This is a genomic window from Agrobacterium sp. 33MFTa1.1 (assembly GCF_004328495.1).
In the GTDB taxonomy this organism is placed as follows: Bacteria; Pseudomonadota; Alphaproteobacteria; order Rhizobiales; family Rhizobiaceae; genus Agrobacterium; species Agrobacterium pusense.
Genome location: NZ_CP036358.1, coordinates 2671001 through 2684051 on the forward strand (window position 1 = coordinate 2671001; position 13051 = coordinate 2684051).

Here is a 13051-nt window from a genome sequence, read left to right on the forward strand (position 1 = left end):
AAAACGATAATGAGGTTGCCGGGAAATCAACGCGCGGGCGGCCTGGTGAGGCATTTGCCGGGCCGGTGCTCTGGACTTGTTGTCGCTTTTTCAGATAAATCTTCCGCATGACGGGTTGATACCTGCCGGGGTGCGGATTGACATCGGCTATTCTGACCTTTGGCCGATACTGGGGAATACAAGTATGACGAAGACCGATATAGCCACCCGTGTCCACAATCATACCTGGAAACTTGACCCGATCGTCCGCAGCCTGATCGATACGGATTTTTACAAGCTGTTGATGTTGCAGATGATCTGGAAGCTTTATCCGGAAGTCGACGCGACGTTTTCGCTGATCAACCGCACCAAGACGGTGCGGCTGGCCGAGGAGATCGACGAGATGGAGCTGCGCGAACAGCTCGATCATGCGCGTACGCTGCGTCTTTCCAAAAAAGAGAATATCTGGCTTGCGGGTAACACGTTTTACGGCCGCTCGCAGATTTTCGAGCCGGAATTTCTCTCCTGGCTATCAAGCTATCAGCTGCCGGAATATGAGCTTTTCAAGCGCGACGGGCAGTACGAGCTGAATTTCCACGGCCGCTGGATGGATACGACGCTCTGGGAAATCCCGGCGCTCGCCATCATCAACGAGTTGCGTTCGCGTAGCGCCATGCGCTCGCTCGGTTATTTCACGCTGGATGTTCTCTATGCCCGCGCAAAGGCCAAGATGTGGGAGAAGGTTGAGCGGCTGCGGGAACTGCCGGGCCTGCGCATTTCCGATTTCGGCACCCGCCGCCGCCATAGCTTTCTGTGGCAGCGCTGGTGCGTCGAGGCGTTGAAGGAAGGCATCGGGCCGGCCTTTACCGGTACGAGCAACGTGCTGCTCGCCATGGATTCGGACCTTGAAGCCGTCGGGACGAACGCGCATGAACTGCCGATGGTGGTCGCGGCGCTGGCGCAGACTGATGAGGAGCTGGCTGCCGCGCCCTATCAGGTTCTGAAGGACTGGAACCGGCTTTATGGTGGCAACCTGCTGATTGTTCTGCCCGACGCCTTCGGCACGGCGGCGTTTCTGCGCAATGCGCCGGAATGGGTGGCTGACTGGACGGGTTTCCGCCCGGACAGCGCACCGCCGATCGAGGGTGGCGAGAAGATCATCGAGTGGTGGCAGAAGATGGGTCGCGACCCGCGCAAGAAGATGCTGATCTTCTCCGATGGCCTCGATGTCGATGCCATCATCGACACTTACAGGCATTTCGAAGGCCGCGTTCGCATGAGCTTCGGCTGGGGCACCAACCTCACAAATGATTTTGCTGGCTGCGCGCCAAAAACCATCGCCAGCCTCAAGCCGATCTCCATCGTCTGCAAGGTCAGCGATGCCAATGGCCGGCCGGCTGTGAAACTCTCGGACAATCCGCAAAAAGCAACCGGTGAACCGGCCGAAGTGGAGCGTTACCTGAAATTCTTCGGCCAGGAAGATCACAAGGAACAGAAGGTTCTGGTTTGATCAAAGCGGGGCGCTCCGGTCGACGAAGCGCCCCTAAAGCCGCTATTTCGTGAACTGATGTGCGATATAATGGAAGAGGGCGCGAATACCCTGCGCTTCTCCACCGATCGATGAGTGGTGCCTTTCACTCAGCGACCAGCCGTAAATATCGAAATGCGCCCAGCGCCGGGTGTTGGTCACGAAACGCTTGAGAAACAGCGCGGCGGTGATCGATCCGCCCATGCCGCCGGAAGGCGCATTGGTAATATCGGCCGCGCGCGAGCGAATGTCCTTGTCGTATCCCATATAGAGCGGCATGCGCCACAGCGGATCGTCGGTATCGATGCTGGCTTCAGCGATGTCATGGGCCAGATCGTCGTCGTCAGTGTAGAAGGGCGGCAGATCGGGACCGAGCGCGACGCGGGCGGCGCCGGTCAATGTTGCCATGTCGATCATCAGGTCTGGCGCGTCCTCATCGGCATAGGCCAGAGCGTCCGCCAGAACGAGGCGGCCTTCCGCATCGGTATTGTCGATCTGCACCGTCAGCCCCTTGCGGCTCCGGTAAATGTCGCCGGGACGGAAGGCGTTGGAAGAGATGGAGTTTTCGACGGCGGGCACGAGGACGCGCAGGTCGACCGGCAGCTTCGCGTCCATGATCATCAGCGCCAGGCCAAGGACATTGGCGGCGCCGCCCATGTCCTTCTTCATCAGGGCCATGGACGCTGCGGGTTTTATATCGAGACCGCCGGTGTCGAAGCACACGCCCTTGCCAACAAGCGTCAGACGCGGATTACCCTTTTTACCCCAGTTCATTTCCAGAAGGCGTGGTGCGCTTTCGCTGGCGCGGCCGACGGCGTGGATGAGGGGGAAGTTTTCCTTCAGCAGGTCGTCGCCGGTGGTCACCCTCACCTTCGCCTTGTAATGGGCGGCAAGGCCCCGGAAAGCGATCTCCAGCTCATCCGGTCCCATGTCGTTGGCAGGCACATTGATGAGATCGCGCGCGAGGAAGACGCCCGCGAGAATGCGCTTGATCTCGCCGTCTTCGGCATCCTGGGGAATGAGCAGCTTCGCCCCGCTGGTTTTGGTGGTCTTGTATTTGTCGAAGCGGTAGCTGCCGAGGCCGAAACCGAGAGCGAGGCGATTGGCCGTCAGTGGTGCGGTCTCGATGTGCCACTCGCCTTCAGGCAGTTCGCGGGCGAGTTTGCCGGTGATGAACGGTATTTCAGAGGGATTGCCGCCAAGGCCGAGAAGCACGCCGCCGAGCGAACCATCGGCAGAGGGAACGAGCAGGATGGCACCGGCCTCCGCCTTGAACCCTGCTTTCTTTGCCCAGTCCAGAGCGACGGGGTCAATGGCGCCCTGCTCGATGTGGGCGGGCGTGACTGCGAAAACCGGCAGTGTACTGCCTGCCTTTGAGCTGAAAGGGGTCGGGCGTTCGATGAACTGATAGGGCGCCATTATATGCTTCCGTAAATGTCGAGAATCGGTGCGATTAACGCTCTGTTAGGGTTAACAGATTATTGCTTAAGCGAAAGTTGCGTCATGTGAGTCTGTCGTTTGTCGGGCGCAAGATTGATCATTCTTGGGCGAGGGCGCTGCCATGACTGCTTTTTCTTTGGCTGAGACAGGCCGGACAGGGTTGCTGCGGGGCGCGTGTTTTGCAGCATTGGTTCTTGCGGTTTCTGGATGTGCAAGCACCAACAAACCGGACCGGATGTCTACCGGCTCCATTCCCGCCGCCGCGCGCTCCTATGATCACATGAACATGGACCAGCTTCGCCAGGCGGAAGAAACCGCCGGCAAAGCCTATGAACGCAATCCCAAGGACAAGTCGGTGGGCATGAATTATGCCAGCGTCTTGATGATGACGGGCAAGAACACGCAGGCTCTTGCAGTCATGCAGCAGATAGCCATCGCCAATCCCGCCGACCGCGACGTGCTTGCCGCGTATGGCAAGGCACAGGCGGCCGCGGGACAGCTGGAGCAGGCGCTTTCAACCATCCAGCGGGCGCAGACACCCGATCGACCCGATTGGCGCCTCTATTCGGCCGAAGGCGCGGTGCTCGACCAGCTTGGACGTTCCAGCGAAGCCCGCTCCCGCTATCGGCAGGCGCTTGACCTGAAGCCGAACGATCCGAGCGTGCTCTCAAATCTCGGCATGTCCTATGTGCTATCGAGCGATCCGCGCACTGCCGAAACCTACCTGCAATCGGCCATCGCCCAGCCTGGCGCCGACAGCCGCGTTCGCCAGAACCTCGCGCTCGTTGTCGGCCTCCAGGGTCGCTTCGCCGAAGCAGAGCGCATTGCGGTACAGGAACTCTCGCCGCAGCAGGCCCAGGCAAACCTGACTTATCTGCGGGCAATGCTGTCCCAGCAAAATTCCTGGCAGCAGCTCGCAAAAAAAGACGGAAAGCCGGCGGGCTGATGCTTCGCGCGATGCCGCGTCCTTATATCCGGAACTTGACGCGTCGCCGCTAAATTCGGGCGAAATGTTTTTCAGAACGTGTCCAGCACGCGGATGATGGCAGGGCCTAGAATGACGGCGATGAGGACCGGCAGGAAAAATACAATCATCGGCACGGTCAGCTTCGGCGGTAGTGCAGCTGCTTTTTTCTCCGCTTCGTTCATGCGTTCGTCGCGGCCTTCCTGTGCGAGAACGCGCAGCGCCTGAGCGAGCGGCGTTCCGTAACGTTCCGCCTGAATAAGCGCTTGCACCACGCTTTTCACGGCTTCGAGCTGTGTTCGCGTGCCGAAATTCTCGAGAGCGACCCGCCGGTCCTGCAGGAACGACAGTTCCGCCGTCGTCAGCATCATTTCTTCAGCCAGTTCGGGGGACTGCTCACCCATTTCCTCTGCCACGCGGCGCATCGCGGCCTCCATGGACACGCCGGATTCGATGCAGATCAGCATGAGGTCGAGCGCATCCGGCCAGGCTTTCTTGATCGACGCCTGCCGTTTGTTCATGCGGTTCGACACATAAATATTGGGAGCATAGAAACCGATATAGCCGAACAGTAACACAGCCATCAGCCGGACGATGAAGGCTTTGTCGGAAAGATTGCCGAGCACGAAGATCCAGGTGAAGGCTACGGCCAGAAAAATGAAAGGCAGGATGAAGCGGGCGGCGAGAAACGTGTTGAACGCGTTTTGGGAACGAAGCCCTGCTGCCCGCAGCTTGTTCATCGTGTTCTTGTCCGCAAGCGCTTCCTGGAGGTTGAATTTCTCCACGATGCGCCGGGCGGACTTGTTATTGTTGCCGCGCAAGGAGGTTTTGCCTTCCCTGGTAACGGTCGCAAGCCGCTCGCGCTCGCGGCTGCGGATGAGATCGCGTTCCGACGAAACGGCTTTCATGCGTTTGGCAAAATCCTTCCGCTCGAAAACCGGCATGATGAGCGTATAAAGGGTGGCGAAAACCGCCAGCGTCACCAGAACGGCGACGATCGTTTGCGGATTGGTGAGGCTCGAAAGAAAACTCCCACTCATTCTGCGCCCTCAAATATCGAAATTGATCATTTGGCGCATGATGAATATCCCGATCAACATCCAGACGGCTGACGCCCCAAGAATGATATGGCCGCGAATATCGGTAAAAAGCACCGATAGATATTCGGGCGAGGTAAAGTGCACCAGCATCATGACGACAAAGGGCAGCGAACCGATGATGACCGCAGACGCCTTTGCCTCCATCGAAAGTGCATTCACCTTGGCACGCATCTTCTTGCGGTCGCGCAGAACTTTTGAAAGGTTCGACAGCGCTTCGGAGAGGTTGCCGCCGGCCTGCGCCTGAATGTTGATGACGGTGCTGAAAAAGCTCACTTCGAAAAGCGGCATTGTCAGCATCATGCGCTCGATCGCCTGCGGAATGCCGATGCCGACCTGCTGCGCGTCGACAACCCGCTGGAACTCAGTTTTCACCGGCTCCTGCCCGTCAGATGCGATCAATCGCACCGCGTCGTTCAGCGGCAAGCCGGATTTGATCGAGCGACACATGACATCAAGTGCGTTGGGAAACTCTTCGAGGAATTTTTTCTGCCGGCGCTTGAGGAGGAACGCCAGTGCCCAGCGCGGCAGCCCCAGCGCGATAACGGCGCCTATCGGTAGGGCGATAAGCAATGACAGGCCATAAAGAAGTGCGATGAGGGTGGCAAAGCCCGCCGCGCCGACGCTCAGCAGCTGAAACTGTCGCAGAGACAGCGTCAGCCCTGCCTGAACGAGCTTTTCGCGCAAACCGACATTTTTGGCCTTTTTTGCCCTCTCATTTTGTTTTTTCTCCATTTCCCGCAGGTTGTCCTGCATGGATTTACGGCGTTTGCTGAGCTCATGCACGCGGTCACGTGCGGCTTTGATGTTGGTGTGGTCCGTCTCCGCGGCCTGGACCCGCTTGAAGCGGCTGGTGGTCTTTTTTTCGACCTCTATCTGCTGGAAAAGAAAAGCGTAAGCGAGCGCGCCCGCCGAAACGGCGACGAGTGCGGCCAATAAGAGGATTGTCGGGTCCATGGCGGTCGCTTTCCCTTAGGAGGTCTTTTCCATTTCATCGAGCGCGGCGGCCAGGCGTTTTTCCTCGCCATAATAGCGTGCACGGTCCCAGAAATGGGGTTTGCTGATGCCCGTCGATACATGTCTGCCGATCAGTTTGCCGTTGGCATCCTCACCTTCGATTTCGTATCGCATCAAATCCTGAGTGACGATCACGTCGCCTTCCATGCCGATCACTTCCGTGATCTGGGTTATCCGGCGTGAACCATCACGCAGGCGCTGCGCCTGAATGACGACATCGATCGATCCCGAGATGATTTCACGCACGGTTTTGGCCGGCAGGGTGAAGCCGCCCATGGCGATCATGGATTCGATGCGGCTGAGGCACTCGCGTGGTGTATTGGCGTGCAGCGTTCCCATTGAACCGTCATGGCCGGTATTCATCGCCTGGAGCAGGTCGAATACCTCCGGTCCGCGCACTTCGCCGACGATGATGCGTTCCGGCCGCATGCGAAGGCAGTTCTTGACGAGATCCCTCATCGTGATCTCACCTTCCCCTTCGATGTTCGGAGGCCGCGTTTCGAGTCTGACGACATGCGGTTGCTGCAGCTGCAGTTCGGCGGTGTCTTCGCAGGTAATGACGCGCTCATCCCTGTCGATGAAGCTCGTCAGGCAATTGAGAAGCGTGGTCTTGCCGGAGCCGGTGCCGCCCGAGATGACGACGTTGCAGCGGACACGACCGATGATCTTGAGCAGGGTCGCGCCTTCGGGTGTGATCGCACCGAAACGCACGAGCTGGTCGAGCGTAAGCTTGTCCTTCTTGAATTTTCGGATTGTCAGCGCCGGGCCATCGATGGCGAGCGGCGGCGCGATGACGTTGACGCGCGAGCCGTCCGGCAGGCGGGCGTCGCATATGGGGCTCGATTCATCCACACGTCGGCCAACCTGGCTGACGATGCGCTGGCAGATGGAAAGCAATTGCGCGTTGTCGCGGAAGCGGATGTCGGATTCGATGGTCTTGCCGCCGACTTCGATGAAGGTCTGGCCAGAACCATTGACCATGATATCGGCGATATCGTCGCGGGCAAGAAGGGGTTCAAGCGGCCCATAACCGAGCACGTCATTGCAGATGTCTTCAAGCAGTTCTTCCTGCTCGGCAATCGACATTGCGAAATTCTTGATCGTGATGATGTCGTTGACGATATCGCGAATTTCCTCGCGCGCGCTCTCCGCATCAAGTTTGGCGAGCTGCGAAAGGTCGATTGTATCGATGAGCGCGGAAAATACCTGGCTCTTGGTATTGTAATAATCCTCCGTGCGGGCGCGCTTTTTTTGCGCCGGCTGCGTGACCGCCATCTGTCGCGCTACGGGTGATTGGCCCGGCTCGAGCGTGTCGATGGAGAGAGAGCGCGGCTCGGGCGCCGCCACCTGCATGGGGACAGGTGCGAGGGGATCCGGCTTCGTGCTTCTGGCTGGGCCCTCGGCCCCGCGTTTTCCGAACATCGGCGTTTCCGTCAATAGGCGCGGAGGGAATCCCTACTTGCGCTTGAGAATATTCTTAATTCTGTCCAGACCGCCGCGCCGGCTTTTGCGCAGCACCGTGCGACCGGTGATGGTATGGGCAATTTGCGAGAAGGTTTCTGCGATCTGGGATTTTTCATCCATTTCGCTAATCATGCGTCCGCTGTTTGCGGCGTTTCCAAACAATTGCGCCTCGAATGGAATGATCGCAATCGGCTCGATTTCCAGCGGGTCGAAAAAATCCGCCGGAGCGATTTCGGGTCGCTTCGGCATGCCCACCTGGTTGAGGATGAGATGCGGCAATTTATCGTTGGGGCGCAGTTTTATCAGCGCGTCGAACAGGTTCTTCGTGTTGCGAAGATTCGCAAGATCCGGAACCGCGGTAATGACGACCTCATCCGCTTCCGCAAGCACAGCCCGTGTCCAGTCGCACCATTGGTGGGGAAGGTCGAGGACGGCGACGGGGGCGCTACGCTGCAAAACCTCAAGGATCGGCAGAAAGGCCTGGCGGTCTAGATCGTAAGTCCGGTCAAGAAGCGACGGTGCCGCGAGCAGCGATAGGTGATCGGAGCATTTCGTCAAAAGGCGGTCGAGAAATACCTCATCCAGCCGCTCCGGCGAGAAAACCGCTTCCGCCATGCCCTGGGCCGGGTCCTGGTCGAAATCGATATTGGCTGTGCCATAAGCCAGATCCATGTCGGCGAGAATGGTTTCCGTCGAAAACAGGGTCGAGATGCCGAAGGCGCAATTATGTGCGACCGTCGAGGAGCCCACCCCACCTTTGGCGCCAATGAAGGCGATGTTGCGGCCAAGCGGCTCCGCTTCGGGGTCGACGAAGATCGCGGCGATCGAAGCCAGAAGATCGGCCATGTTGACCGGGGCGACCAGATATTCGGAAATACCGTTGCGGATGAGGTCGCGATAGAGCGTTATGTCATTGTGGCGGCCGACAATGATGACACGGGTGGAGGGGTCGCAAACCTCCGCGAGAGGAGCAAGATCATCCAGCAGCGAAGCCGGCGCGCTTGCCGTCTCCAGAATGATGAGATTTGGCGTAGGCGAGGCAGAGAACATCGTGGCCGCAGCGTTGATGTCACCCTTCGTCACCCGCAATGTTACCTTGCTCATGCGCCTGTCACCGGACAATGCGTCCATGACGCCCTGCATGTTGTCGCTGACGCAGAAGGCGTGGATGGAGATGCGGGGCAGGGGCCGCAGGCGGTCCATATCGGAGGTGCGCACCGGCTGCAGGGTGTCTGCTCCGTCGCTTGACTTGATGTCGTATTCTACAGCGCTCATCGTCTTTCCTGCCGTGACAATTGTTGGGACCGCATCAGTTTGCGGTGGCCGTGTTCTTGCCGTTACGATACGTATCGATAACCACTGCGCGGCGCTCGGCATCGATGGGGCTCATGCCGCGCGGGCCGACCAGATCCATCGGATTGGCGACTTGAGCCGCGAGATTGCTTTGCGAAGCGCACCCGAAATTGTACCAGTTCTTGTTGGCGAAGGTGTTGTCCGAAAGGTCTTCCGGCCATTGGCCGCATTGCCCGGTCATGGCGGTAATAGCGACATAGCTCAGTCGGATGGGGGCGGAGTCGCCGTTCGGCGAAGCCGCATAACGTGTCTCCATGATCTTGCCCGGTGCGACCCCGGCGCCGGACAGCGTAGTGCGGATCTGTTTCGCCATTCTAGCGGCGCTTGCCGAATTGGCTGATCCCGATGGCATCTGGATGTTGATGACACCCGTCGACATCGACGCATAATTCTGGGCGAAACCACGTATATTGTCCGCCATCGCCGTGGTGAGACGGCTATCGCCTGCCGAAACCGGGATATCAAGCGAATGTTCCGCTTCCGACAGGGTGATCGGATGGCGGGTCCGGTAATCGTCGGGAATGGCGTTGGTCGTGAGCGGATCGCGCGCACAGCCTTGCAGAAGGCCGGCGGTGAGCGCAACCATGGCGACGAGACCGGCGCGCCCCAGGGAAGAAGAGGAGGATGTTTCCCGCATGCTGTTTCCTGACCTGAGGAGGCCTGTTCTGAAGAGGGGGTTTCGTGCGCGTGTCGTCATTTGTAGATGAACCCCACTGATCCCTGATAGGGAGCTGCCTGAACCTGATCCTTGCGGCCATAGACCTTGTTGACACGGTTCATGAAATACATGGCGGCATCGTTTTCAGGATTGAAATTGTCATCCGGGCGGGCAATCTGGTTGCGCGCGACCGGGCGCACCAGATAGGGCGTTGCAATGATGACAAGTTCCGTTTCGTTGCGAAGGAAGTCCTTGCTGCGGAAAAGCGTGCCGAAAATGGGGATTTTCGACATGCCCGGAAGCCCCGACATGGCCTGGCGGATATTGTCCTGAACGAGACCTGCGATCACGATCGAACCGCCCGACGGAAGCTCGACCGTTGTCGATGTCTCACGTTTACGAACGGACATGTAGGTCGAACCCGGGATGTTGCGCCCGTAATTTCCGGTGACAACATTGCCCTCATAGGTCGGTTCGGACACATTGGTCTCTATCTTGAGGCTTATCCTGCCCGGTGAAAGCACCACTGGCCTGAAGTTCAAAGTGATACCGTAGTCGACTGTTTCCGTTTCGCGTTTGACGGTCGCGATACCTGTGTCCTTGTCGAGCGAAACATCCTGTTCCGCAGCAATTCGAAAATCCCCGCCGACATAAAATTTGGCCTGTTCGCCAGAGATCGCCGTGAGGCTCGGTTCCGCCAATGTCCGCATTACTCCCGCCTGCTCCATGGCATTCAGGTAAGAGGCAAATCTCAGGGAGCCGGAGCCAATCGCGCCGCTGGCGATGCGCGTGGCGCTGTCGATGGCATTCCCGAGGTTGGAGGGGTTTGAGAACTCGAAACCGTTGTTGCTTGTCGAGCTGCTGATCGAGCCGTTGAAGCCAAGTTGCTTCAGCACCTGTCTGCTGACTTCAGCGACGGTCACCTTCAGTGTCACCTGGTCCTCGCCCTCGATCGTCAGCATATTGACGATCTGCGATACCTGGCGATTTTCGGCGAAAATTGCTGCGTCACCCCCGTTATTTCCGCCCGTCAGCGAGATATTTCGGGTGGTGGCTTCACCGCCTTTCAAGAAGGCTTCGGCAAGCTGAACTGCACGCGCCGAATCTTGCGGTGTGCGTACCGATCCGGTGAGAACGATATTGTCGGAGACGATTTCGACTTTGATGTCGGATTCAGGGATGAAGCGACGAATATTGGCTTCAAGACCAACAATATCCCGCTCCACTTCCAGATCAAGGCTGACGATCTCGCGCCCACCCTCGCCGAAAATGAAGATATTGGTCTGACCGACTGTTTTTCCGAACAGGTAAATGCGTTTCGATGTACGCGTTACCGCATCCGCGAGGCTGGGATCGGCGACAAGAATGTCATGGGCGTCCTCAGGCAGGTCGATGACCAGCGCCTTGTTGAGACCAAGCTTCAGCCGCTTGCGGATGCCCGAGCCGCTTTCAGTGATCCGCACGATACTGGCGCTTTGAGCCTTTGCTTCACTGAAGCGCAGAAATTCGGGCGAATGCGGGCCCGGAACGCCTGAGAAGGCCACGCAGAACGCCAGCCCGCCAACGAATGATGAACGTAGGTCTTTTGCCAGACGTCTTGTCATGAACCCCCCGGTCATTGTGTTGCTCCTTGACCGCCCTTGACGATGGAGCCCGATTTGATCACCTGGATTTCTGGCTGCCCTGCACCGCCGTTGAGAAGATAACCGGCTGATAATGTATCGTTCTCCTGCGCATCGGCGACGGATCGCAAGGCCAGCGTCAGGCGATCCGCCATCTGCTGCGCGACGGTTATGATCTTTGCCTGTTCGGGGGTCAGTTCCAGTGTCGCTGTTGCGCCAACGACCGCAGAAATGCCGTCTTCGCCTTCCTTGATCTGCTGGTCGATTGCCAGGACGCGGACGTTGTTCAAGACATTCTCTGTCAGAAAATTACCGCCGTCACCCTTCCGGACCATGATGACGTCGACGCGATCATTGGGCAGAACGAAACCGCCGGCACCGGTTGAAACGGAAATCTCCGTCGCGACGGCGCGTTTGCCCGCCGGCAGAAGCGAAGACATGATGCGTGCATTGGAATCGACCACTTTTTCCGGCCGTATCGGCTCGCCCTCGAATAGGGGCAACCGCACGACTGCACCGGCAAGGTCTTTAATCGCGTCCGGATTTTTTGTGTCGGTTATGAAACTATCGACCACGTTGCCCTGCGGCCAGGGCGTCCAGCGAACAGAACTGTCATTCAGGCGGCTGCCGACGGGAAGATTTACTGAAGAAACCAGAACGTTGACCGTCGGCTCCTTCTGGATGATCGTTTCCGCCTTTTCGATGACCTGCTTCGTCCCGGAAATATTCATGGCGACAAGGCCGGCAAGACCGGCAGCCACCAGAGCAACGGACATAATGACGATACGCGACGGTTTCATGCTCGATCCTTGAGGGAATCAGATTCTTCTCCCCTCAGGATGGCGCGCGATTGGTGTAATTATGGTTAATATTGTGCTTGGATTTGTAGTTAATGATGCCTTAATTCCGGCAACGCAGTAATTCTCTCTAGGAGAGGCTGGCGATTGCCGCTTTTACTATCGGTGCGTCACCATAGGTCAGGAACCCTGCAATGGCGATGCCGATCCCATAGGGAATTTTTTTTGCCACGAGCAGCGAAGCCGGCACGGGAATGCCGCTGGCCATGATTTCCTGGGCGCGCGACCGCAAGAGCAAAATGCCGAGGGTCAGCAGTCCTCCAACGAATGTCACTGAAAGCAGAAATTCAACAAGGGAAACGTTGAAGCCGTACCACACCGCTGCGCCAGTCAGGAGTTTCGCATCTCCACCACCCATGACGTTTGCCGCAAAAAGCGCGAAGGAGGCAGCAAAAACTACGCCCGCCGCGGCAAGGCTCATTCCGAAAGTATGCCAGCCCATGCCGGAAAAAGGCGCGATCACGATGAACGACAGCAGCAAAATCAGCGGAATCCGGTTGGGGATAGTCATGCTTAGCAGGTCGGTAAACGCCGCGAATGCAAGGCAAAGCGGAAGTGCCAGGAAGATGACGGCTATAACCATGAAGGAAACTCCCGTTTATTCGAACACTTACAGGCGGCGTGCACAGGTATTCCAGGTATTGAACACAATGTGAAATGCCGCTCACAAGTTTTGAGCGGCATTTCGATTTCAGATTGGAAGCAATTAGAAAGTTGTGTTGCGGGCAGTCGTCATTACGCCGCCGATGCGGTCGAAGAGCGCGTCGAGCTGAGTGCCGACGACGCCTGCACCGCCAACGATTGCGACGGACAGCAGGGCAGCAATCAGGCCATATTCAATTGCCGTAGCGCCGGATTCGTCCTTGAGGAAACGAGCGAAAATCTTGGTCATGAGTATCTCCTAACTCTTGTGTAGTTCAGCACGCCGACAACTGTTCTCCGTTGTTCGGTTGCCTTCAAACTACAGACGAGCGATTTCCAAGCGCTTAAAAAAAACGATTAACTCAAAGTAAACGGCAGGATGAGTTTCCTTTGGTAAATAAATATGAAAAGTATTTAATGCATTTCTATA

Annotated in this window: 12 protein-coding genes; 2 read left to right on the forward strand and 10 right to left on the reverse strand. The window is 57.7% G+C overall.

From position 1 onward, the window contains the following. Positions 1 to 184: 184 nt before the first annotated feature. Positions 185 to 1489, forward strand: coding sequence for a nicotinate phosphoribosyltransferase (gene pncB, locus EYD00_RS13285; protein ID WP_004439297.1), 1305 nt, complete (start codon positions 185 to 187; stop codon positions 1487 to 1489). Between the two features lie 42 nt (positions 1490 to 1531). Here pncB and EYD00_RS13290 read toward each other — a convergent pair whose 3' ends face one another. After that, a complete protein-coding gene (locus EYD00_RS13290) occupies positions 1532 to 2926 on the reverse strand; it encodes a leucyl aminopeptidase family protein (protein ID WP_004439298.1) in 1395 nt (464 codons plus the stop codon). Positions 2927 to 3068: 142 nt separating this feature from the next. Between EYD00_RS13290 and EYD00_RS13295 the strand changes: the two genes are divergently transcribed. After that, positions 3069 to 3893 carry a tetratricopeptide repeat protein gene (locus EYD00_RS13295; protein WP_004439299.1) on the forward strand — a complete coding sequence of 275 codons (825 nt, stop codon included), beginning with the start codon at positions 3069 to 3071 and terminating at the stop codon, positions 3891 to 3893. 71 nt (positions 3894 to 3964) lie between these two features. Here the strand turns inward: EYD00_RS13295 and EYD00_RS13300 are convergent, their stop codons facing one another. From EYD00_RS13300 to EYD00_RS13340, 9 genes are all read right to left on the reverse strand, one after another. After that, positions 3965 to 4951 carry a type II secretion system F family protein gene (locus EYD00_RS13300; protein ID WP_004439300.1) on the reverse strand — a complete coding sequence of 329 codons (987 nt, stop codon included), beginning with the start codon at positions 4949 to 4951 and terminating at the stop codon, positions 3965 to 3967. Between the two features lie 9 nt (positions 4952 to 4960). Continuing rightward, positions 4961 to 5965 (reverse strand): type II secretion system F family protein, encoded by a 1005-nt coding sequence (locus EYD00_RS13305; RefSeq protein WP_004439301.1) that lies wholly within the window; start codon positions 5963 to 5965, stop codon positions 4961 to 4963. 15 nt (positions 5966 to 5980) lie between these two features. After that, entirely contained in the window at positions 5981 to 7447 is a 1467-nt protein-coding gene (locus EYD00_RS13310) for a TadA family conjugal transfer-associated ATPase (RefSeq protein ID WP_004439302.1), read from the reverse strand. Positions 7448 to 7480: 33 nt separating this feature from the next. Further along, positions 7481 to 8764: a CpaE/TadZ family protein gene (locus tag EYD00_RS13315; RefSeq protein ID WP_004439303.1), complete on the reverse strand. Its 1284-nt coding sequence runs from the start codon at positions 8762 to 8764 to the stop codon at positions 7481 to 7483. A gap of 34 nt (positions 8765 to 8798) precedes the next feature. Continuing rightward, complete coding sequence (locus tag EYD00_RS13320) at positions 8799 to 9479, reverse strand: CpaD family pilus assembly protein (protein WP_004439305.1); 681 nt, start codon at positions 9477 to 9479, stop codon at positions 8799 to 8801. Between the two features lie 56 nt (positions 9480 to 9535). Continuing rightward, positions 9536 to 11119, reverse strand: a complete 1584-nt coding sequence (locus EYD00_RS13325) for a type II and III secretion system protein family protein (RefSeq protein ID WP_004439306.1) — start codon at positions 11117 to 11119, stop codon at positions 9536 to 9538. Next, positions 11116 to 11922, reverse strand: a complete 807-nt coding sequence (gene cpaB / locus EYD00_RS13330) for a Flp pilus assembly protein CpaB (protein WP_004439307.1) — start codon at positions 11920 to 11922, stop codon at positions 11116 to 11118. The genes EYD00_RS13325 and cpaB overlap by 4 nt, the downstream gene beginning before the upstream one ends. 127 nt (positions 11923 to 12049) lie before the next feature. After that, a complete protein-coding gene (locus EYD00_RS13335) occupies positions 12050 to 12562 on the reverse strand; it encodes an A24 family peptidase (protein ID WP_004439308.1) in 513 nt (170 codons plus the stop codon). Positions 12563 to 12685: 123 nt separating this feature from the next. Next, complete coding sequence (locus EYD00_RS13340; RefSeq protein WP_004439309.1) at positions 12686 to 12871, reverse strand: Flp family type IVb pilin; 186 nt, start codon at positions 12869 to 12871, stop codon at positions 12686 to 12688. Positions 12872 to 13051: the final 180 nt, after the last annotated feature.